General features: G+C 45.1%; 17 protein-coding genes, 5 tRNA genes and 1 pseudogene. 14 read left to right on the plus strand and 9 right to left on the minus strand.

Annotated features, from left to right (window positions below; genetic code table 11):
- Positions 1 to 143, plus strand: a pseudogene (locus QTN94_RS13220) (sel1 repeat family protein); the annotation flags it as partial.
- A gap of 128 nt (positions 144 to 271) precedes the next feature.
- Here the strand turns inward: QTN94_RS13220 and ilvY are convergent.
- A complete protein-coding gene (gene ilvY, locus QTN94_RS13225; protein WP_138972057.1) occupies positions 272 to 1,162 on the minus strand; it encodes an HTH-type transcriptional activator IlvY in 891 nt (296 codons plus the stop codon).
- Between the two features lie 145 nt (positions 1,163 to 1,307).
- Here ilvY and ilvC point away from each other — a divergent pair, with 145 nt between their 5' ends.
- Positions 1,308 to 2,792: a ketol-acid reductoisomerase gene (gene ilvC, locus QTN94_RS13230; protein WP_138972058.1), complete on the plus strand. Its 1,485-nt coding sequence runs from the start codon at positions 1,308 to 1,310 to the stop codon at positions 2,790 to 2,792.
- A 162-nt stretch (positions 2,793 to 2,954) separates the two neighbouring features.
- On the opposite strand, the gene ubiK is transcribed toward ilvC, so the two are convergent.
- From ubiK to QTN94_RS13250, 4 genes are all read right to left on the minus strand, one after another.
- Positions 2,955 to 3,209 carry a ubiquinone biosynthesis accessory factor UbiK gene (gene ubiK / locus QTN94_RS13235; RefSeq protein WP_138972059.1) on the minus strand — a complete coding sequence of 85 codons (255 nt, stop codon included), beginning with the start codon at positions 3,207 to 3,209 and terminating at the stop codon, positions 2,955 to 2,957.
- A gap of 148 nt (positions 3,210 to 3,357) precedes the next feature.
- Positions 3,358 to 6,480 carry a multidrug efflux RND transporter permease subunit gene (locus tag QTN94_RS13240; RefSeq protein WP_331417645.1) on the minus strand — a complete coding sequence of 1,041 codons (3,123 nt, stop codon included), beginning with the start codon at positions 6,478 to 6,480 and terminating at the stop codon, positions 3,358 to 3,360.
- Positions 6,481 to 6,491: 11 nt separating this feature from the next.
- Positions 6,492 to 7,598, minus strand: coding sequence for an efflux RND transporter periplasmic adaptor subunit (locus QTN94_RS13245; protein WP_331427892.1), 1,107 nt, complete (start codon positions 7,596 to 7,598; stop codon positions 6,492 to 6,494).
- 18 nt (positions 7,599 to 7,616) lie between these two features.
- Complete coding sequence (locus QTN94_RS13250; protein WP_331417643.1) at positions 7,617 to 8,201, minus strand: TetR/AcrR family transcriptional regulator; 585 nt, start codon at positions 8,199 to 8,201, stop codon at positions 7,617 to 7,619.
- Between the two features lie 174 nt (positions 8,202 to 8,375).
- Here QTN94_RS13250 and rep point away from each other — a divergent pair, with 174 nt between their 5' ends.
- Positions 8,376 to 10,391: a DNA helicase Rep gene (rep, locus tag QTN94_RS13255; protein ID WP_331427893.1), complete on the plus strand. Its 2,016-nt coding sequence runs from the start codon at positions 8,376 to 8,378 to the stop codon at positions 10,389 to 10,391.
- Positions 10,392 to 10,450: 59 nt separating this feature from the next.
- Here the strand turns inward: rep and QTN94_RS13260 are convergent, their stop codons facing one another.
- Positions 10,451 to 10,864, minus strand: a complete 414-nt coding sequence (locus QTN94_RS13260) for a c-type cytochrome (RefSeq protein ID WP_331417641.1) — start codon at positions 10,862 to 10,864, stop codon at positions 10,451 to 10,453.
- Between the two features lie 298 nt (positions 10,865 to 11,162).
- On the opposite strand from QTN94_RS13260, the gene QTN94_RS13265 reads away from it, so the two are divergent.
- From QTN94_RS13265 to QTN94_RS13310, 10 genes are all read left to right on the plus strand, one after another.
- Positions 11,163 to 11,239, plus strand: a tRNA-Arg gene (locus QTN94_RS13265).
- Between the two features lie 34 nt (positions 11,240 to 11,273).
- Positions 11,274 to 11,349, plus strand: a tRNA-His gene (locus QTN94_RS13270).
- 9 nt (positions 11,350 to 11,358) lie between these two features.
- Positions 11,359 to 11,435, plus strand: a tRNA-Pro gene (locus tag QTN94_RS13275).
- 47 nt (positions 11,436 to 11,482) lie between these two features.
- Positions 11,483 to 11,558: transfer RNA gene (locus QTN94_RS13280), tRNA-His, on the plus strand.
- A gap of 54 nt (positions 11,559 to 11,612) precedes the next feature.
- Positions 11,613 to 11,689, plus strand: a tRNA-Pro gene (locus QTN94_RS13285).
- A gap of 915 nt (positions 11,690 to 12,604) precedes the next feature.
- Positions 12,605 to 14,320 carry an ABC transporter ATP-binding protein gene (locus tag QTN94_RS13290; RefSeq protein ID WP_331427894.1) on the plus strand — a complete coding sequence of 572 codons (1,716 nt, stop codon included), beginning with the start codon at positions 12,605 to 12,607 and terminating at the stop codon, positions 14,318 to 14,320.
- Positions 14,321 to 14,411: 91 nt separating this feature from the next.
- Positions 14,412 to 15,965: an ABC transporter substrate-binding protein gene (locus QTN94_RS13295; protein WP_331427895.1), complete on the plus strand. Its 1,554-nt coding sequence runs from the start codon at positions 14,412 to 14,414 to the stop codon at positions 15,963 to 15,965.
- A gap of 184 nt (positions 15,966 to 16,149) precedes the next feature.
- A complete protein-coding gene (locus tag QTN94_RS13300) occupies positions 16,150 to 17,127 on the plus strand; it encodes an ABC transporter permease (protein WP_138972067.1) in 978 nt (325 codons plus the stop codon).
- Positions 17,128 to 17,129: 2 nt separating this feature from the next.
- Complete coding sequence (locus tag QTN94_RS13305; protein ID WP_138972068.1) at positions 17,130 to 18,068, plus strand: ABC transporter permease; 939 nt, start codon at positions 17,130 to 17,132, stop codon at positions 18,066 to 18,068.
- A gap of 157 nt (positions 18,069 to 18,225) precedes the next feature.
- A complete protein-coding gene (locus QTN94_RS13310; RefSeq protein ID WP_331427896.1) occupies positions 18,226 to 19,176 on the plus strand; it encodes an SPOR domain-containing protein in 951 nt (316 codons plus the stop codon).
- A 21-nt stretch (positions 19,177 to 19,197) separates the two neighbouring features.
- Here QTN94_RS13310 and QTN94_RS13315 read toward each other — a convergent pair whose 3' ends face one another.
- Positions 19,198 to 19,374 (minus strand): hypothetical protein, encoded by a 177-nt coding sequence (locus QTN94_RS13315; protein ID WP_331427897.1) that lies wholly within the window; start codon positions 19,372 to 19,374, stop codon positions 19,198 to 19,200.
- On the opposite strand from QTN94_RS13315, the gene QTN94_RS13320 reads away from it, so the two are divergent.
- Positions 19,361 to 20,263 carry a response regulator gene (locus QTN94_RS13320; RefSeq protein WP_331427898.1) on the plus strand — a complete coding sequence of 301 codons (903 nt, stop codon included), beginning with the start codon at positions 19,361 to 19,363 and terminating at the stop codon, positions 20,261 to 20,263. The two genes, QTN94_RS13315 and QTN94_RS13320, sit on opposite strands and share 14 nt — an antisense overlap.
- A 56-nt stretch (positions 20,264 to 20,319) precedes the next feature.
- Here QTN94_RS13320 and gorA read toward each other — a convergent pair whose 3' ends face one another.
- A complete protein-coding gene (gene gorA / locus QTN94_RS13325; RefSeq protein WP_331427899.1) occupies positions 20,320 to 21,675 on the minus strand; it encodes a glutathione-disulfide reductase in 1,356 nt (451 codons plus the stop codon).
- 184 nt (positions 21,676 to 21,859) lie between these two features.
- Positions 21,860 to 22,699, minus strand: coding sequence for a 23S rRNA (adenine(2030)-N(6))-methyltransferase RlmJ (locus QTN94_RS13330; protein WP_331417635.1), 840 nt, complete (start codon positions 22,697 to 22,699; stop codon positions 21,860 to 21,862).
- Positions 22,700 to 22,755 lie beyond the last annotated feature (56 nt).

The raw sequence follows: 22,755 nt of genomic DNA on the forward strand, positions 1-22,755 counted from the left end.
TAGCAGATGAAGAAGGTCGCCCTGTGTTTAAAACACTCATCACTAAAGAAGAACAAGCTGAATTAGACAAGCAAGTGGCAGAGTTTGTTAAAGACATTACGCCAAACATGTTCTTAGATGAAACGTCTCTAGAGCTCTTTTAGTCCCCCTACAAAGCCGCTCATCGAAGCTAACTCCTATCACTTAACGTGTTTGGAACGAAAACAGGGTAGCGAGTTTTAGTTATACGAACGGTCCTTGATTTGGGTCGTTTTTTGTCGCTGCCATCAGTTTATGGTGCGATGTAGGTATCGTGTGCCATTTCCCACAACGCCTTCACCAAGGGATTGTCTAATTGTGAACGGTTGCAGCACACTCCGAGTTTAAATGGCTTGATAGAGGCGACTTTGAGGCGCTGTATTTTCTCTTTCACCGGGCTATTGTTGATGACAACATCCGGTGCTATGCCAACACCACACCCCAAGGCCACCATACTAACAATCGCTTCATGCCCCGATACCTGTGCGTAAATGGTCGGTTTAATCTTCATCGCCTTAAACCACGCATTGGCACGGTCACGTGCCGTTCCTGATTCTGGAACAATAAAAGGGATCGCGGACCAATCTGGCTGGTCCTTCTGTAATTCTTCGGCAAAGTTACTGATCCCGGCTGGTGCAATAACTGAAAGGGGGATTTCACTGATGGTTTCGAATTCGATTCGAGCTGGCAGCTGTTCCGGTTTGGCAGAGATAGCAATATCTACTTCGTTGGCGAGAACTTTCTCTATGGCTTGTGCTGGATCGCCGGTAGAGAGTTTAAACTCGATAAATGGGTGTTGCAGACGAAACTCAGACAACAGTTCTGGCAAATGGCTATAGCTGGCGGTTACTGAACAGAATAAGCGAATTTCTCCTCTAAGCTCCTGCTCATGGCCTTTTAACTGAGCGTTATAGTTTTGCCACTCACCGAGAATTTTAAGTGCGACGGGGAGAAGCTTCTTGGCCGCAGGAGTGAGTTCGACACTACGGTTGTCACGCACAAAAAGAACCTGATTGGTATCACTCTCCAGCTTTTGAATCTGGCGACTTAGCGCTGAAGGGCTGATATGCATCGCAGAAGCCGTCTTAGCAAAGCTTTTACTATCACACAGGTGAATAAATAGCTGGAGACATTTAATGTTCATGAAATGGTCACACCTTTGTTGCATTAATTGCAATTACTAATTGTGAATATATCACTTTCGGCAACAGTCTGTCTGTTTTAGTATGAACTCATTCGGTACTAGAGCTACCGACCTCAACGGAAAAATTCTTTAAAGGAGCGCCCATATGGCTAACTATTTCAATACTTTAAACCTACGCGAGCAGCTAGATCAATTAGGTCGTTGTCGTTTCATGGATCGCAGCGAATTCGCGACTGAAGCGGATTACTTGAAAGGTAAAAAAGTCGTTATCGTTGGTTGTGGTGCTCAAGGCCTAAACCAAGGTCTCAACATGCGTGACTCAGGTCTCAACGTCGCGTACGCACTACGTCAGGCTGCGATTGATGAGCAACGTCAGTCATACAAAAATGCAAAAGAAAATGGCTTTGAAGTAGACAGCTACGAGAACCTAATCCCTGACGCAGATCTTGTGATCAACCTAACGCCAGACAAGCAGCACACTAACGTAGTAGAAACAGTCATGCCGCTAATGAAAGAAGGGGCAGCACTAGGTTACTCACACGGTTTCAACGTAGTTGAAGAAGGTATGCAAATCCGTAAAGACCTAACGGTTGTCATGGTTGCACCTAAATGTCCAGGTACAGAAGTTCGTGAAGAATACAAACGTGGCTTTGGTGTACCAACACTGATCGCTGTTCACCCAGAAAATGATCCTAAAGGTGAAGGCTGGGATATCGCGAAAGCATGGGCAGCTGGTACAGGCGGTCACCGCGCGGGTTGTCTAGAGTCTTCATTTGTTGCTGAAGTTAAGTCTGACCTTATGGGTGAGCAAACTATTCTATGTGGCATGCTACAAGCAGGCTCTATCGTTTCTTACGAGAAAATGGTTGCTGACGGTATTGACCCGAGCTACGCAGGTAAACTTCTGCAATACGGTTGGGAAACCATCACAGAAGCACTGAAGTTTGGTGGCATCACACACATGATGGATCGTCTATCGAATCCAGCAAAAATCAAAGCATTTGAGCTTTCTGAAGAGCTAAAAGAGCTAATGCGTCCGCTATACAACAAGCACATGGATGACATCATCACTGGTCATTTCTCAAGTACTATGATGGCTGACTGGGCTAATGATGACGCGAACCTACTTGGCTGGCGTGCTGAGACAGGCGAAACAGCATTCGAAAACTACCCAGCAGGGGACGTTGAGATCTCTGAACAAGAGTATTTCGACAACGGTATCCTAATGGTTGCAATGGTTCGTGCAGGTGTTGAGCTCGCATTCGAAGCGATGACAGCATCAGGCATCATTGATGAGTCTGCGTACTACGAGTCTCTACACGAACTACCGCTAATTGCTAATACGGTTGCACGTAAGCGTCTATACGAAATGAACGTTGTTATTTCAGACACGGCTGAATACGGTAACTACCTATTTGCAAACGTAGCAACACCGCTACTGCGTGAGAAATTCATGCCTTCAATTGGTACTGACGTAATCGGTCGTGGCTTAGGTGAAACATCTAACCAAGTCGATAACGCGCGTCTTATCGAAGTTAACGATGTTATCCGTAACCACCCAGTTGAATACATTGGTGAAGAGCTACGTGGTTACATGACTGATATGAAAAATATCGCGGTAGGCGGCTGATCTGTTTAGCTTAGAATCTCTAATTTGCGTTATCTGTTAACGTAAATTAGGCAAGAACTCCGGGTAGACTGGGGTCAATAAATACAACATAAAACACAACATCTAATCAAAAAGCTTGGTCTCCGTAGACCAAGCTTTTTTTTAAGAACGCTTTGCTTCTCGCTATTCTTTCTCGCTTAACTTCTCTTCTAGATCAGCCAGCTTTTTTTCCATTTCAGTAAGCTTCTGACGAGTACGCAGTAGAACCTGAGTTTGGACATCGAACTCTTCACGGCTAACAACGTCTAGTTTGTTCAGTTGGCCTTGAATAACCTGACGCACTTTTTGGTCAACGTCTGCGCCAAGCTCTTTTACTGGTGTTGGCATAGAGTCGTGAATTTGTTTAGCAATTTGCTCTAGTTTCTTTGGATCAAACATGTGACTAAAACTCCTTTCAATTTGCCCTCATTCTATGTAATTGATACGGGAAAGTCGCTATTTGGATAGTAAAAATTCGAAGCGACCATCAGTGAATGTGCCCAATAAAAAAAAGGCCACCGAAGTGACCTTTTTCATTTACTCAAGATTATTTGCTTTCTGACAGTTCACGCTGAGCCGCTTTCGCTTCATCAACTCGTGCCAGCTTTTCCAAATCTTTATCTTCTACAAACACAGGCAGTGGCTTGTGTTTCTCAGCTAGGTAGCTGTAGATAACAGGTAGTACAAACAGCGTAAAGATAGTACCGATTGCTAGACCAGCAACGATTACGATACCAATACTAAAGCGCTGAGCAGCACCAGCACCTGTTGCGTACATTAGCGGGATAAGACCAGCAATCATCGCTGCTGTTGTCATTAGGATAGGGCGTAAACGTACTTTCGCCGCTTCCATTACCGCCTCAGTCTTACTGAGTTTGTTGTGTAGCTGCTCTTCTTTCGCGACTTCACAGATCAAGATGCCGTGCTTGGTGATCAGACCAACCAGCGTGATTAGACCTACCTGAGAGTAGATGTTCATCGTTGCTGCACCCCAAGCTAGAGCGATCAGAGCACCACAAATCGCGAGGGGCACCGACACCATGATAACCAATGGATCTTTTAGTGATTCAAACTGAATCGCCAGAACCAAGAAGATGATCGCTAGTGCTAGACCAAAGGTAGCGTAAAGTGCGCTACCCTCTGTTACGTACTGACGTGCTTCACCCATGTAGTCATGGTTGTAACCACTTGGCAGCTTGTCGGCTGCGATACCTTCGAACCAGTTGATTGCATCACCCATTGCAGTGCCTGGTGCAGGAACCGCACCCACAGTCGCAGAGTTAAGCTGGTTGAAGTGAGGGAGAGAGCGAGGCTCTGCCACAACATCAATAGTAATCAAGCTGCCTAGAGGTACTGCTTTGCCATTGGCCGAGCGTACGTAGTAGTTGTTCATCGACTCTGGGTTTAGACGCCACTTACGTTCAACCTGAGGAATAACCTCGTAAGAACGACCATTCAGGTCGATACGGTTTACGTAACCGTCAGCCATCATAGTACTTAGCGTAATACCAATGTCTTGCATTGTGACGCCGTATGCACCCGCTTTGTCTTTGTCGATGTTGATTTTCATCGTTGCAGAGTCGTAGTTCAGATCGAGATCTGAATAAACGAACATAGGGCTAGACTTCACTTCAGTCAGTACGTCTGTCGCGATAGAGAATAAACTTTCAAACGCATTTGGTGTGGTGATAACGAACTGAATCGGTAGACCTGAACCCGCGCCTGGTAGTTCTGGCATCTGGAAAGCAGTAACCGCCATACCTGGGACATTTTTAACTAGGCCACCTACGCGGTTTGCGACTTCAGACTGACTCGCTTCACGCTCACTCCAAGGTACCATTGATGCAATACCAAACGCTTGGTTCGAGTTAGGTACACCAGTAAACACCTGGGCAAACGCAACTTCTGGTTGGTCAGATAGAATCGTGTTCACGTCATTCATGGTGTTCTGCATAAAGTCTAAGTTTGCGTTAGACGGCGCAGTACCCATCAACATCACAACGCCTTTATCTTCCGATGGTGCAAGTTCACTTGGGATGAACTTGAACAGCATAGGCAGACTGGCGAATACAATGACAGCAAAGCCAATGACAACAGGACGATGCTGCATAACTGCTGCAAGCATCTTCGCGTAGCGATTAGTCATACCATCCAGTATGTGGTGAACTTTCTGCTCAAACTTGCTTGGCTCTTCGTTAGCTTTGAGCATTTTTGAACACATCATTGGCGATAGTGTTAGTGCCACGATACCAGATACGAACACCGAGCCTGCCAGAGTTAATGCGAACTCTTTAAATAGTGAGCCAGTAATACCGCCCATTAACGCGATTGGCGCATATACCGCACCTAGCGTGAGTGTCATGGCAATAACAGGCACTGCGATTTCACGCGTACCTATGATGGCTGCACGGAACGGAGACTCACCCAACTTGATGTGGCGGTCGACGTTCTCCAGAACAACGATCGCATCATCTACTACCAGACCGATCGCCAGTACCATTGCCAGTAGTGTCATCAGGTTCCACGAGAACCCCATACCTTGCATGACCATCGCTACACCGATTAGTGAAAGCGGGATAGTCACGATAGGGATGATGACCGCACGGAACGAACCTAGGAACAGGGTGATCACGATAAGTACGATAACCGCTGCTTCAACAATCGTTTTGATTACTTCATTGATGGACTCATTGATTGCAATCGTTGAGTCATACATGATGTTCATCTTGATTGTACTTGGTAGGTTACGCTCTAACTGAGGTAACAGGTCTAGTACATCTGCAGCAATATTGATCGGGTTAGCACTTGGTGCTGCGTTGATTGCTGCAACAACCGCTTCCTGACCGTTAGCACTTGCGCGGTAAACGTCGTGACTTTTCTCTAGCGTTACTTTAGCGATATCGCTTAGGCGAGTTACATCGCCTTCGTCTGTACTAATAACAAGATTCGACAACTCATCAACGTTTGATACCTGAGTATCCGCGCTACCGTTGTACAGAACATATTCACCAACTGCTTGACCTGTCGCTGACTGATAGTTGTTGGCATTCAGTACGGCCATTACATCCGTAGCGGTAAGACCCAACGCAGCCATTTTTGATGGATCTAGCCAGATACGCAGTGCGTATTTCATACCACCGTACAAATCAACTTTAGATACACCATTTACGGTGAACAACTGAGGGTTAATTACACGCTCAAGGTAGTCAGTGATTTGGCTTGAAGAGAGTTCATCACTGGTGAAACCGATGTAAAGAACCGCGGTTGTTGAACCCGTAGACATAGTAACGGTTGGGTCTTCGGCCTCTTTAGGAAGCTGAGAACGAACCGAGTTAGTCTTTGCTAGAACATCTGACAGTGCCGCATTTGGATCCGTATTTAACTTCATGTTGACGGTAATGGTTGATTTACCCAAAACCGATTGTGAAGTCATATAGTCGATATTGTCTGCTTGTGCGACCGCTTGCTCCAAAGGCTGAGTAATAAAGCCTTGGATTAGGTCTGCACTCGCACCGTAGTAACTGGTCGAAACCGTAACTACCGTATTCGTCATTTCAGGGTATTCACGGACCTGCATTTTGAAGATTGCTTGTAAACCAAGCAGCGCAATCAAAAAGCTGATCGATACCGCTAAAACTGGACGTTTAATAAAAACATCAGTAAAGCGCATGAGGCCTCCAGTTACAGCATTGGTGTTTCAGCTGGTGGAGTAGTTGCATCGCTTTCTACTACACGAACTTTAGCGTGGTTGCTTAGACGCACTTGACCTGAAGTAACCACAACATCACCTGGTTTAACACCTTCAAGGATGTGTGCGATATCTTGAGTGCGTTCACCCACTTTTACGACTTGCTGTATTACGCGCTTTTCACCATCTTTATCTGAAATGATGTAGACGTTGTCGCCGTATAACGTAAATGTGATTGCGGTTTGAGGCAGAGTCACTTGGTTTTCAAGCTTAGGCAGGATGATATTTGCACGAGCAAACATACCGCTACGTAGCTGGCCATCACTGTTTGGAATATCTGCCTGAACTTGAATCAGACCACTTTGGATATTTACCGCAGGCTCGATTGCTGAAATAGAACCTTTAAATGGTTTTTCAGGGTAAGCATCAACAAAGATATCGACTTCTTGGTCAAGTGAAATACGAGAAATGTCCGTTTGTGGAACCGTAAAGCGCAGACGCATAACGCTAGTATCTTCTAAACGTACGATATCAGTACCAGCTTGCAGGTATTGACCTAGGTAAACATTACGAATACCTACGACACCAGCAAATGGCGCTTTGATTTCACGGCGGTCAATTGAAGCTTTTAGACTTTCAATATCTGCTTGAAGAGAGAAGTAGTTAGCTTCTGCTTCATCGTAGGCTTCTTTAGAGATAGAACCTTTAGTGAATAGACCTTTGTAGCGCTTGTATTTCGCTTCAGCCGCAGGTAAGCGAGCCTGAGAGCTCTTTAGATTCGCTTTTTCTACCGCAGAATCGAGTAACACCAGTGGTTGGCCTTCTTGAACTTGAGTACCGGATTCAAATGCGATTTTATCAATGACACCGCTGGTTTCATTGGCAACCGTAACACCTTGGTTAGGTTCAATAAAACCAATGGCTTCAATGACAGGAACCCAATCAACCGGTTTGACATCTGTAACGGTGACAGGAAACTCTGGCTCGGGGCGATTAGCCATATACTCGGCAATCTTCTGTTGTTTAAATAAGTTGAAACCTATCACGCTGCCAAACAGCAGTACCGCGATAAGAAGCATAAAGAATGTCCACTTTTTCATTCTGATAAGAACTCCAAATTAGTGTTTTGTAATCGCATCCCAACTGGCTTCAATAGCGGCTTCAATCGCTTTTTCATCCAGGTGGTAATATCCGAGAGATTGTTTACGTGCCAGAGTGACGCTAACCTCAAGACTGAGAGCAGCAAGTACTGGATTTTCCAAAGGTTTAAATATCCCTTGTTCACGCCCTTCTTCAAACAGTTGTTCGACTTTGCTGAACATCGCGCGCTCAAGCTCTTTAGTTTCATGGCTACGAACACATGGTAAAGAGTCATATTGAGCTCGATTTTTCAAAGTGCTGATATTCGACCCTGACAAATCGAAAATGTTTAACCACATTTTTCGAAAACGCTGTTTGAGAGTCATTTCGTTCGTAACACCTTGCTGAATAGTCTCGGCATTGCGTTGAACGACAGCTAGGCGAACTTGCAGCAAGAGATCTTCTTTGTCTGAAAAGTAGCGATAAATTGTGCCCGCAGCTACACGAGCCTCTTTAGCTAGCTTTTGCATGGATAGTCCCTGAAATCCTGATTCTGCAATCAGTTTTTCAGCGGCATCCATGATCTTTTGCCTTTTATCTACGTTGAGTTCAGAGTCAGACATATTCTACATTGATCTGGTTGTGAATGAACGTTCATTCATTATAATGCAAAAGGGATGGTTATATGCAACAAATTATTTAGCTAACTAAGCAAAATTCTTGTTGTTGAGAGCATAGCAATCACTGTGTTGCAGCATTATTATAGTCACCATTTGAATTATTCACCTGAGAACACGATGAAGCTGAATCCAAATCAAGACGAAGCGGTAAAGTATGTATCTGGTCCATGCCTAGTATTAGCGGGCGCGGGTTCAGGTAAGACGCGCGTGATTACCAATAAAATCGCTTATTTGGTCCAGCAGTGTGGCTACAAGGCTCGTAACATTGCCGCTGTGACCTTTACGAATAAAGCCGCCCGGGAAATGAAAGAACGGGTTGGCCAGACATTGGGTAAGCAAGAATCAAAGGGGTTGATGGTCTCGACTTTTCATACCCTTGGTCTCAACATCATTAAACGCGAATACAAAGCGCTCGGTTTAAAAGCAGGTTTTTCTCTGTTTGATGATCAGGACCAAATGGCATTACTGAAAGAGCTGACAGAGAAACAGCTCGATGGTGATAAAGACCTGTTACGCCAATTGTTGAGCACTATTTCGAATTGGAAGAACGACATGTTGACGCCGGAGCAAGCAAAAGCTCAGGCGAAAGGTGAGCAGCAACAACTGTTTGCGTTCTGCTTTGAGATGTATCAGAAACAGATGAAAGCCTATAACGCGCTCGACTTTGATGATCTGATTTCATTGCCAGTATTGCTACTAAAAACCAATCAAGAAGTTCGTCAGCGTTGGCAAAATAGAATTCGTTACTTGTTGGTGGATGAGTACCAAGACACCAACACTAGCCAATATGATTTGGTCAAACTTATCGTAGGTGAACGTGGACGCTTAACCGTGGTTGGTGATGATGACCAGTCAATTTACTCATGGCGTGGAGCAAAGCCTCAAAACCTTGTCCTGCTTGGTGAAGACTTTCCGAATCTTCGTTTGATTAAGTTAGAGCAAAACTACCGATCAACGAGCCGCATCCTGAGAGCGGCGAATATTTTAATCGCCAACAATCCACACGTTTATGAAAAATCGTTGTTCTCTGAAATTCCAGATGGGGAAAAACTCAAAGTCCTACTGGCTAAGAATGAAGATCATGAAGCGGAACGTGTCACGGGCGAACTGATTGCTCATAAGTTTCTTAATCGGACCGATTACAAGGACTATGCTGTTCTTTATCGTGGTAATCACCAGTCACGCTTAATTGAAAAGTCGTTGATGCAAAACCGTGTGCCGTACAAGCTCTCGGGAGGAACGTCATTTTTTGCCCGCGCAGAAATTAAAGACATCATGGCATACCTGAGAATGTTGGTGAATCCTGATGATGACAATGCATTTTTGCGCATTGTGAATACGCCAAGACGTGAAATTGGTCCAGTAACTTTAGAAAAACTGGGCAGTTATGCCAACATGCGCGGCAAAAGCTTATTTGACGCAAGTTTCGAAATGGGCTTAGAGCAAACGCTCTCAGGGAGAGGGCTAGAAAACCTACGTCGCTTTACGACTTGGTTGGTTAAAATTGCGGATCAGGCTGAGCGTGGCGATACCGTCGAGGCAGTACGCTCTTTGGTTCGAGACATTAACTATGAAGATTGGTTATACGAAACGTCGTCGAGTCCGAAAGCGGCAGAAATGCGCATGAAGAACGTCTCCGATCTGTACTCTTGGATAGTGGCGGATCTTGAAGGTGACAACTATGACCAAGAAGAGAAAAGCCTTAAAGAGGTGGTTCAGCGTTTGACCCTGCGTGACATGATGGAGCGTGGTGAAGAGGACGATGATAGCGATGCGGTTCAACTGATGACATTGCATGCCTCTAAAGGTCTGGAATTTCCTTATGTTTACTTAATTGGTAGTGAAGAGGGGATACTGCCACATCAAACCAGCATAGATGAAGACAATGTCGAGGAAGAGCGCCGTTTGATGTACGTAGGTATTACCCGAGCTCAGCGAGAGCTGACTTTTACCATGTGCAAGGAGCGCCGACAGTTTGGTGAGTTGATTAAGCCGACTCAAAGTCGATTCTTAGATGAACTACCTTTTGACGACGTTGAGTGGGAACAAACGAAGAAACCAGTCTCTGCCGAAGAACGGATGGCAAAAGGCCAAGCACATATCGCCAATCTAAGAGCGATGTTCAAAAAGTAGCAAAAACAAAAAAGGCTTGGACAATCCAAGCCTTTTCCATCTTATCGATATAGAACGGTTTATAGATCTTTAATCATGTGCTCAATTGCAGCGATGATTTCGTCATCTGAACAGTCCATACATGAACCTTTAGCAGGCATCGCATTGAAGCCATTTATTGCGTGGTTAGTTAGCACGTCTTTACCTTGAGCGATACGCGGAGCCCAGTCACCAGCATCACCGGTTTTTGGTGCACCACTTACGCCTGAAGAGTGACAAGCGATACAGAAAGTACCGTACACTGTCGCACCGTCGCGTGGACCAGTAGGTTCAGCTTTCACTGGCTCTGCGCCTGCAAGATAGACATCACCAACAGGTTTGATACGTTCTGCAATTGCATCATATTCTTCTTGGCTTACGCTGGCTGCAAAAGAGGCGCTAGAAAAAGTAATCGCAGCGACCAAAGCGGTTAATAATTTTCGAGACATATCCATTAAACTCACTTTACATTCCTGAAGGTAAGTTCGTGCTTACCTATTATTAGATTGTGACTGACCAACAGCCCTTCATAAGATGATTTGCTGTTAAATCAATGTAAATAATGGGTGATTATATCCTGATAACTTGTTGCAATAAACAACAAGTTAACCGCATCAAGGGGTATATCTGGTGGGAAATAGGGGTTTATCACACTTTAATTGCCCAAAAAGGCACCAAACGATAAAAAAAGTTGAAAAAGTACTAGACGACATTGTGTGATATACGTATTATTCCACTCCGCCGATAGGGCATGCGCCCGTAGCTCAGTTGGATAGAGCGTTGGCCTCCGGAGCCAAAGGTCGAAGGTTCGAATCCTTTCGGGCGTGCCATTCGTCTAAAGGTGTATCGGTAAAAATTTCAGTGGTGGCTATAGCTCAGTTGGTAGAGCCCCGGATTGTGATTCCGGTTGTCGCGAGTTCAAGTCTCGTTAGCCACCCCATTATTTGCTCGGTGAATAGCGCAGCTTGGTAGCGCATCTGGTTTGGGACCAGAGGGTCGGGGGTTCGAATCCCTCTTCACCGACCACTATCTTAGTTTATGGCTACATTAAAGCGGTAAACCTAAAATTGATGGTGGCTATAGCTCAGTTGGTAGAGCCCCGGATTGTGATTCCGGTTGTCGCGAGTTCAAGTCTCGTTAGCCACCCCATTATTATGGTAGCTTTGCTTCCATTCTTGATGAAAGTCGAGATAAAACACAAGTCGGTGAATAGCGCAGCTTGGTAGCGCATCTGGTTTGGGACCAGAGGGTCGGGGGTTCGAATCCCTCTTCACCGACCATTATTGAAGCCCTAGTCGAAAGACTAGGGCTTTTCTACTTTCTGAAGTCTGAACTTTGTACCGAACCCGAGTAGGGGTTCGTCCGATGTTGAGAATATGGCTCTTCACCGACCATTATTGAGAAGCCCTGGTCGAAAGACTAGGGCTTTTTTGCATCTCAAGGATTTTTTTAAGGACCCGCAGTGGGGGTTCGTCCGATGTTCAGAATATGGCTCTTCACCGACCACTATTGAAGCCCTAGACTGGCCGTCCGCGCCGAAAGACTAGGGCTTTTCTACATCTCAAAGATTGCTTTTCATCCCTTAACATTGCCTTCAATAGAGCTCAGAGAAATAGTGAGTAAACCAACAAACTACCGCTATATACTCCAACTCATCAGTTTGTATTATTCCTATTTTAATGTGAGTAAATTTCGCACAAAAACAGCAGTGTTTTAGTCTGACTTTGTGTGATTTATTTATTATAAGCTTCGCCTTTGTGGCTTTAATTTGTGATTTGATTCGGCTTTTTATTCTTTGACTGGTGTTTTGTTTTTATTTTGTTAAAGCGCTCAAAGGTTGATTGCGTGAATTTTTATTCTATTGTTGTTTTGGCTTTCTTATAACCAAAAGCTGTATTAAATAACTATAGGCATTTAAAAATAAGCCTTTTTAGCGCGTTTTTAAGATTTTTGAATTGAGCAATGATCTAGTGTGATTGCATATTTATTTCCTAAAACTGCTTGCTTCTTGTTCTATTTCGACTTTTTATCCTATATTTGTTGCTTTTCTGTGAATTTTTTGCCAAATTGATGAGCTTATAAATTACCAGAACGCTATACCTAATTTTGGTATCGAAACCTAGGTATAGGACTGGTATGAATGGATTCACTTTTCAGACAGGGCAGAAAGCTGCCAAAGCAGTAGAGGTCTGGTAATGTCACTTTTAGAAGTTAAAAACCTTCGAATAGAGTACCCTTCGCGTCATGGTGTTCATGCCGCAGTTAAATCTCTCTCATTCAATATCGAACGTGGTGAAATCGTCGGCGTAGTGGGCGAGTCAGGCGCGGGCAAATCGACCGTTGGAAATGCGGTTATCGATCTATTAAGCCCCCCTGGGCGAATTGCAAGCGGCGATGTTTATCTAGATGGTGAGTTGATTTCTGGACTAAGTCCGGAGCAGATGCGCAGTGTTCGCGGTTCAAAAATTGGATTTATTTTCCAAGATCCAATGACTTCTCTAAACCCACTATTTACCGTTGAGCAGCAGTTGAAAGAAACCATTCATGCCAACATGAAGGTAACGGATGAGGAAGCCTATAAGCGTGCGCTTTCTCTAATGCAGCAGGTGGGTATTCCACAACCAGAAAACCGTTTGAAACAGTATCCGCACCAGTTCTCTGGTGGTATGCGTCAGCGCGTTGTGATTGCGATTGCGCTTGCGGGTGAGCCAGACTTGATCATTGCCGATGAACCAACGACGGCATTAGACGTTTCTATTCAAGATCAGATCCTATCGCTTATTCGTGAGTTGTGTATCAAGAACAACGTTGGTTGTATGTTGGTAACACACGATATGGGTGTGGTTTCCAACGTGACTGATCGCGTTGCGGTTATGTATCGTGGTGACTTGGTTGAGTTTGGTCCTACGACAAAAGTACTTGGCGACCCTGATCACGCCTATACACGCAGTTTGATTTCTGCGGTTCCACGTTCAGATATGAAGCTGGATCGCTTTCCATTGGTAAGTTACATCGAAGAAGCTCAAGAAATGGAGCCGCTAGATGTGAAAAATCACTGGCTAGGTCAAAGTCAGGATCACCGTCAATACACTGGCTCTCTGCTTAGTGTAGAAAACGTAAATCTACGTTTTGTGACGAAAGATTCGTTATTTGAAAGTCGTCGTGAATATGTTCAAGCATCTAACAACGTCAGTTTTGAAGTATTTGAAGGTGAAACATTTGGTCTAGTTGGTGAGTCTGGTTCGGGCAAATCGACGATTGCACGTGTCATCGCTGGTTTGTATGCGCCTAACTCAGGCAAGGTAACATTCGAAGGGATCGACTTAACATCACTGAAATCAGAGAAAGAGCGTCGTCCTTTACGCCGTCAGATGCAGATGGTGTTTCAGAATCCATACACTTCAATGAATCCGCGTATGAAGATTTTCGATATCATCGCAGAGCCGATTCGTTTCCATAAGTTGACTAACAGTGAAGCAGAAACCAGACAGATCGTTAACGATCTACTTGATCACGTTGGTCTAGGTCAGATGGCTGGGGTGAAATACCCACATGAATTTTCAGGCGGTCAGCGTCAGCGTATTTCGATTGCCCGTGCACTTGCGACGCGCCCGCGTCTGCTAATTTGTGATGAACCGACATCGGCACTCGATGTGTCGGTACAGGCACAGATACTCAACCTACTTAAAGATTTACAAGACGAGTTGAACCTTACCATGCTGTTTATCAGTCACGACTTGCCAGTCATTCGCCAGATGTGCGATCGAGTGGGTGTGATGCAAATGGGGACATTATTGGAAGTTGCCCCAACTGAGCAGCTGTTTAGAACACCTCAGCACGAATACAGTAAACAACTGATTTCTTTAATGCCTGAATTTACAGGCTTAAGAGAAGAAGTAAAAACGGCGTAAGTCGTAAGTCTTTCCCGTCTACATCGGTTGACGGGACATAAACAGAAGCAAATACAACAACTAGGGATGAATCCCGCATAAGGAGTTATGCATGAAAACCATGAAAAGCAAACTAGCAGTGGCTTTGATGGCAGCAGGCTTAAGCTTTAGCGCAGCTGCAGCAGATATCACCGTCGCGTATGACGCAGATCCAGTATCACTTGACCCGCATGAGCAGCTATCTGGCGGCACACTGCAAATGTCTCACATGGTGTTTGATCCACTAGTTCGTTACACACAAAAGTTAGATTTTGAACCTCGTCTTGCTGAAAAATGGGAACGTGTTGATGAGACAACATTCCGTTTCACATTGCGTCAAGGCGTTAAGTTCCACTCTGGTAACGAGCTAACGGCAGATGACGTGGTTTGGACGTTTGAGCGTCTGAAAAATTCTCCAGACTTTAAAGCTATCTTTGAACCATATGAAAAGATGGTCAAAGTAGACGACTACATAGTTGAACTTGTTTCTAAGGGTGCTTACCCACTGGTTCTTCAAACTGCGACTTACATCTTCCCAATGGACAGCAAGTTCTACTCAGGTACAACGGCTGACGGTAAAGATAAAGGCGAAGTTGTGAAGCACGGTAACTCATTCGCTTCGACCAACGTTTCTGGTACAGGTCCATTCATCGTTACTTCTCGTGAGCAAGGCGTAAAAGTTGAGTTTGAACGCTTCCCAGGTTACTGGGACAAAGAGTCTAAAGGTAATGTTGATAAGCTAACTCTTGTTCCAATCAAGGAAGATGCAACTCGCGTAGCGGCTCTTCTTTCTGGTGACGTAGATATGATCGCGCCTGTAGCACCAAATGACCACAAGCGTGTAGAAGAGGCGAAAAACGTAAACCTAGTAACACTACCAGGTACACGTATTATCACCTTCCAAATGAACCAAAACAGTAACGAAGCACTTAAAGATGTTCGCGTTCGTCAGGCGATTGTTCATGCAATCAACAACGAAGGCATTGTTCAGAAAATCATGAAAGGTTTCGCGACTGTTGCTGGTCAACAAGGCCCTGAAGGCTACGCAGGTTACAGTGCAGATCTAGTGCCTCGTTATGATCTGAAGAAAGCGAAAGCTCTAATGAAGGAAGCGGGCTACGAAGATGGCTTTACGCTAACGATGATGGCGCCAAACAACCGTTACGTGAACGATGCGAAAATTGCTCAGGCTGCGGCAGCTATGCTATCTAAGATTGGCATTAAGGTTGATCTAAAAACTATGCCTAAAGCGCAATACTGGCCAGAGTTTGATAAGTGTGCGGCAGACATGCTGATGATTGGTTGGCACTCAGATACAGAAGATTCAGCGAACTTCTCTGAGTTCCTAACAATGACTCGCAACGAAGAAACAGGTAAAGGTCAGTACAACTGTGGCCACTACTCAAACGCTGAAGTTGACAAGCTGGTTATGGATTCAAACGTAGAAACGGATCCAGCTAAGCGTGCGCAAATGCTTCAGAAAGTGGAAGCGACTCTGTACAACGAAGCTGCGTTTGTTCCTCTACACTGGCAGAACCTAGCATGGGGTGCCAAATCTAATGTAGATATCGCTCCAATCGTGAATGCGATGGACTTCCCTTACTTCGGTGACCTAGTCGTTAAATAAGTTGAAGTAAGTAGGGCATCTGCGTCATGCAGATGCCCGCTAATTTTTGGTGCTTAACTTTGTTTCAGTCGGGTTAAGTGCCATTTTTAAGACTGAAGATTGCGACCAGCAGCCCTCTTCGCCCAGTCGGTGAAAGGGATTCGGGTTCGCAGACTGAAATCTATGGAAAGTTAAGGGGCAAGGAATGTTTTCGTTTCTGGTCAAGCGCCTGTTTCAGGCACTGATAGTGATGTTTGTGATCAGTCTAGTGGCGTTTGCCATTCAGGATAACCTCGGCGACCCATTGCGTGAGCTTGTTGGTCAATCAGTTTCGGAAGCTGAGCGTCAAGCTCTGCGTGACGAGCTGGGTCTGAATGATCCCTTCATTACAAAATACACTCGCTTTGTAACCTCTGCGCTACAAGGTGATTTAGGTACTTCTTATTTCTTCAAACGCCCTGCGGTTGAAGTCATTCTAGATAAGCTGGTTGCAACGCTTGAGCTGGTATTTGGCGCAACGGTGATTATCGTTGCTTGTTCGATTCCATTGGGTGTTTACTCTGCCATTCACCCAAAAAGTATATTGACCAAAGTGGTGATGGCTTTCAGTAGCATTGGCATATCGATTCCGGTGTTCTTGACCGCAATTATGCTGATGTACGTCTTCTCGATAGAGCTAAACTGGTTACCATCTTATGGTCGAGGGGAGACGGCAAATGTTCTAGGCTGGGAGTCTGGATATTTTACTCTCGACGGCTTAGCGCACCTGATCTTGCCATGTATCGCGCTCGCATCAATCATGCTACCTCTGTTTATTCGTCTTGTACGTTCTGAAATGCTTGAAGTACTAAGCTCGGAATACATCAAGTTTGGTAAAGCGAAAGGTCTGGCTCTGAATAAAATTTATTACCAGCACGCATTGAAGAACACCATGCTACCTGTACTTACCGTAGGTGGTGTACAGATTGGTACTATGGTTGCGTATACCATCTTGACTGAAACGGTTTTCCAATGGCCTGGTACAGGTTTCCTTTTCCTAGAGGCAATCAACCGCGTTGATACACCACTTATCACAGCGTACGTCATTTTTGTTGGTCTGATTTTCGTGGTAACCAACACCATTGTTGATTTGCTGTATGGCATCATCAACCCGACGGTAAACCTGACAGGTAAAGGAGCATAATCATGAGTCAAACAGCAGCTGCTCCTTCTCATTGGGAGCGTTTCAAACAATCGGATTTCTTGTATTACTTCAAACGCGATAAAGTTGCGATGGCGAGCTTTACTGTGTTTATGATGTTTTTAGTCATGGCGTTAGCCGCACCTGTATTGGCACCGACAGACCCTTACGATCTTGCCTCCATCGATATCATGGATTCTGAACTGCCGCCATCTTGGATGGACGGTGGTGACGAGCGCTTTGTTCTTGGTACTGATGAGCAGGGGCGTGACATCCTTTCTACAATCCTATACGGCTCTCGTCTATCGCTGACTATCGGCTTTCTAGCAGTAGGCTTGCAGTTAGTTCTTGGTATCATAATTGGTCTATCAGCAGGTTACTTCGGTGGACGTATTGATAGCTTCTTGATGCGTTTCGCTGATGTGCAGCTATCTTTCTCAACCATGATGGTTGCTATCATCGTTTCTGCTATCTTTAAGGCGAGTTTTGGTAGTGACTTCTACAGTCAATATGCGGTGGTGATGCTGGTGGTTATCATCGGTGTGGCTGAGTGGCCACAATACGCACGTACGATTCGTGCTTCCGTGCTTGCCGAGAAGAAGAAAGAGTACGTAGAAGCGGCACGTGTAATGGGCTTTAAAGCACCACGTATCATGTTCCGCCATATTCTGCCGAACTGTCTGTCGCCGATCTTGGTTATCTCTACCGTTCAGGTGGCAAACGCTATCATGTCTGAAGCGGCACTTTCGTTCCTAGGTTTGGGTCTGCCGGTAGACCAACCTTCACTGGGTGCCTTGATTAGTATTGGATTTAACTACATTTTCTCTGGTGCATGGTGGATTACAGCCTTCCCAGGTATCGTACTGGTTACATTGGTACTGGTTATCAATCTACTTGGTGACTGGTTACGTGATGTATTTAACCCAAAAATCTACAAAGGGTGATCCAAGCCTAAGATTTGGCGAGAAAAAACTCACTAAACTAAGGGTCGTAATCTATTACGGCTCTTTTTTTGCGTTCTCACTTTCAGGGCAGTAAAACCTCTACTGCGTCACTATAGTTATCATCCTAGGTGAGTACACTTAGATTAGTTTAGATAGTATGGGTATAGATATGGCCTCAAAGCCGAAGCAATCATTTTTCAAGTATTGGTCTTTTCTCGTAATATTGGCGTTGCCTACCGTGTCATTACCGACCTTGGCAGAAGAAATCCTTTGCGATGCAATTCAGGTATCGGCAAATGAGTTGCCGCTTTTGGATCAGACTTGTCCAATAGGGAAAGGTTTGTGGGGCAAATCCAAGCCGGTAGGCCAAGAATCGACATTTTGGATTCAGTGTGGTGTTTTTAGTCAGCCATTTTCGGTTGCCCAGGCTAAGAAAATCTATCCTCATATTACGATGGATGTATGGAATAAGCCGGAGGCAAAAGCCTACCGCTGCCTCATTGGTCCATATAAGGATTTCACCACGGCTAGACAAGATTTAGATAAGGTTCAGAAGCAATCTGGTTATCAGCAATCATTCATTCGTGAAATTGTAAAAGGGGCTCCCGCTAAAAAGCCCAGTGCGACGCCAAAAACTCAGCCATCTAAGCCTAAACCGGTTGTCAGTGAGTTGAGTCAGGGTAAAGGTCAAGCCACGACAGTGATTCCCGCTCCAGCCAAAGCTCAGCCAACGGTGGTTCCTCAACCTAAAGCGACGAATGAACCAGCAGAAGATAAATCCATTACTGTTCGTCGTTCAGCATCGATAGCGGGAGTGGAGTATGTCGTTCCATATTGGATGCTTAAAGACGAGCAGTTTTATATGGAACATGAGATCCCTTGGAATCGCTTAGACTATGAAGGCGCGTACAAAACTTGTTACCGTATGAAAATGCGTATGGCGACAGCGTCAGAATGGCAGGCTCTCCTCGACTCTAATGTGATGACAAAAGATGAGTGGCCAGTCCATTTACCTTATTGGGGCGCCGAAAAAACAGGCTTATTTAGCAGTGGCAAGGTCAACCAATTGAAAGGAACGTCGCTGCTCAATGTGGTTTGTGTGAAGTAGAGGAAAAATCAGTAGTGTGCGCTACTGATTTTTCGTTTGCGACTCTTGCACCAGTTCGAGATATTTCTTTTCAACAAAGTCCTTCTCTTTTGTCATATGATGCAATTGCTGTTGAGATGCTTCTAGTTTTGCGGTGAGAGAATCGACATCGCCTTTTTCGGCTAACTTCTGTTTGTAAGCTTCGATGGCCGCTAGCATCTGTTGTTTCTCTTTTTGCAGCTCTTTATTGGAGATTGCCAGGCGAGGCTTAGAAAGCTTTGGTTACTGCCGTCTATCGATCAAAAAAACCTGCGATGCTCGCGAAGCAGTAAAGATTGCTCAGAAGTGGCATCCTGAGATTGTGCTAACCGATTGGTATATGCCTGAAATGTCCGGCCTTACCTTGATTAACGAACTGATGAAGCTGGGTGATGCGATAAAAATCGGGATGATCACGACGGTCGATGACCAGTTGCAAATCCGACAAGCCAAAGAGGCAGGAGCAAGTTTTGTTCTTACAAAGCCATTTGAAGATGCCGATCTGCATAAACTCTTACTGCCTTTGGTTCAAGGTGTGGAGGAAAGTAAGAAAACCTTGGACTCTATTGGTGAAGTCCACAAAGAGTTGGCATTACCTAAACTCTCTCAACTCGAAAAGCTGTTGCAACGCGAGCTGGGTGAAAAGTTGGTATTGTGTCAGCTGCCTCCAGAGCCATTCGATGAAAGTAAAATTCCCTGTTTGTTGGCCGTGTATGAGGATAGTGCCACGCAGCGTCCAAGAGCGGTTGCTATGCTAGATTTGCCAGCAATATGTATCATGTCACAAGCGAAGAATGGAGTTTCGACTCAGGATATTTCTCAGGCTTTGCAGAGTAAACTGGTTGGTAAAGCGATGCTGGATGGCTGCCAAAAGGTGCTATCGCTTTCCGCTCTTGCCTTTCTTGATAGCCAAACGCGTAAGAGCTTACGCCTCAAGAACGTCAGTTACATACCTGAAGTATTTGATAAGCTAAAAACACTGTATGGCAAAGAAGCCGGTAAACGAATCGATTTTGCTTGTCAGTTTGGCGATATGGCGTTGGGGAAAGTGACTTTAGTTGGTTTCTAAATGATATAGGGTAATAAAAAAGGATGCCGAGGCATCCTTTTCAAGACTTATGCGGATTAACGCATTGTCACGAACTCTTCAGAGCCCGTTGGATGAATAGCCACAACAGAGTCAAAATCTGCTTTAGTTGCGCCCATCTTCATCGCTACGCCAAATCCTTGAATCATTTCATCTACCGCGAAACCGATACCATGTAGGCCAACGACTGTCTCTTCTTCACCAGCACATACCAGCTTCATTTTACATGGTTGACGATGCTGAGTGACGGCGGTGTACATCGCTGTAAAGCCAGAAGTATAGACCTTGATGTTCTCTTTACCGTACTTCTCTTCGGCTTCCTGAGTCGTTAGGCCGATAGTACCGATTGGTGGGTGGCTGAATACAACTGTAGGTACGAGTTCATAGTCCATCTTAGCGTTTGGTTTATTATTAAACAGGCGCTCAGAAAGCTGACGACCCGCTTTAACGGCGACAGGAGTGAGTTCGATACCACCTTCCATAATGTCGCCAACACAGTAGATGCCAGGAACGTTAGTGGCTTGGAATTCGTCTACTTTGATGTAACCGTGATCATTGATTTGTACGCCAGTCGATGCAAGATTGATCGCATCGGTTGCAGGATGACGGCCGATAGCCCAGATTAATTGGTCAACGTTTTGTGTATTGCCATTTTCTAGGTGCAGAGTAAGGCTACCATCCGCTTCTTTTACCACTTCTTTCGGTACTGAGTGAGTATGCAGAGTTGGACCTTCTGCTGCCATCACTTCAACCAAAGTATCAATGATCATTGGGTCGAAGCTACGTAGCGGAGATTCTTTGCGGCAGAATAGGTGCGTTTCTGTCCCTAAAGCGTTCAGTACCCCTGCGATCTCAACCGCAATGTAGCCTGCGCCAATAACAGCAACACGTTTTGGTTGCTCGTTTAGTTCGAAGAAACCGTTAGAGTCGATGCCGTATTCTGCACCAGGGATGTTCGGAATCGTTGGGCGTCCACCCACGGCAATCAGGATATGATCGGCAGTGTAGTGTTCACCGTTCACTTCAACGGTTTTCTCGTCGACAAATTTAGCAAAGCCTTTGATGACATTAACTTTATTGTTGCCAAGAACGCGATCGTAAGATTCGTGAATACGACCGATGTATGCCTGACGACTTTCAACCAACTTGCTCCAGTCAAAGCTTTTTACATCAACATCAAAACCATAGTCTTCCGCGTATAAATGCATTGCTTCAGCAATTTGGGCTCCGTGCCACATCACTTTCTTAGGAACACAGCCAACATTAACACACGTGCCACCTAGGTCTTGAGCTTCAATTAGGGCTACTTTTGCGCCGTACATTGCCGCACGGTTTGCTGATGCAATGCCGCCTGAGCCGCCGCCGATACAGATGTAATCAAAATGAGTCGCCATGACTTTCTCCATGTTCTGAGGTGCAGCGACTCGGCTCATTCTGGTGAGTCAGGTCGCAAGCATCCTGCAAATAATAATTTGTTATTGTAGATATGGAGGATAGATCGGTTGAACTCAATCTATCCTGCTTAATTTTTCTGCGTTGTTTTGCTTTAATCTTGGTGCGGTTACGCCGCCAGTCGAGTTATTCAGGAACAATCCATTCCACTTTATAGTGACCCGTCGCAGGCGCAATTGCTTGCTTAAGAAACGGCAGAATTTCCTGCATTTGGCTTTCCAGTTTCCAAGGCGGGTTAATGACAATCATGCCAGAGGCAGTCATACCGCGTTCATTGGTATCTGGCGCAACACCGAGTTCGATTTGAAGAATCTTACGAATGCCAAGACCTTGTAAACCTTCAATCATATCTTCGATATCGCAACGGTTAACCACAGGATACCAAATGGCATAGATACCCGTCGCCCAACGCTTATAGCTTTGGAAAATTGCCTGCACTACATCACGGTACTCTTTAGCCAGCTCATAGGGAGGGTCAATTAACACCAAACCACGTCGCTCTTGCGGTGGCAAACTGGCTTTTAGTCGTTTGAAGCCATCTTCTTTGTAGATGCTCACTTGACGATCACGATGGAATTCTTGCTCAAGCAATGGGTGATCGGCTGGGTGCAGCTCAGTCAGTACCATACGATCCTGCTGACGTAAATGAGCACGAGCAACACGAGGTGAACCCGGGTAGTAACGTAGCGTGTCACCGTTATTCAGCACTTTAATCGAATCTAAATAGCTGTGAATTTCGTCTGGGATATCATTTTGTTGCCAAACGCGTGCAATGCCTTGCTTATACTCACCAGTTTTCTCTGACCACTCGTGGGTTAGATCGTAGCGACCTACACCTGAATGGGTGTCATGATAGACAAACGGCTTCTCTTTTTGCTTCAAAGAGTCGAGGATAAGACTTTGAACAATATGCTTAATGACGTCGGCATGGTTGCCTGCGTGAAAGCTATGGCGGTAACTTAACAAAATATTTCTCTCAGAATAGGTGCAAAGAGCATGATGAATGATGGCAGTTAGTATAC

It is taken from the genome of Vibrio sp. M250220 (genome assembly GCF_036533795.1).
Lineage (GTDB): Bacteria > Pseudomonadota > Gammaproteobacteria > Enterobacterales > Vibrionaceae > Vibrio.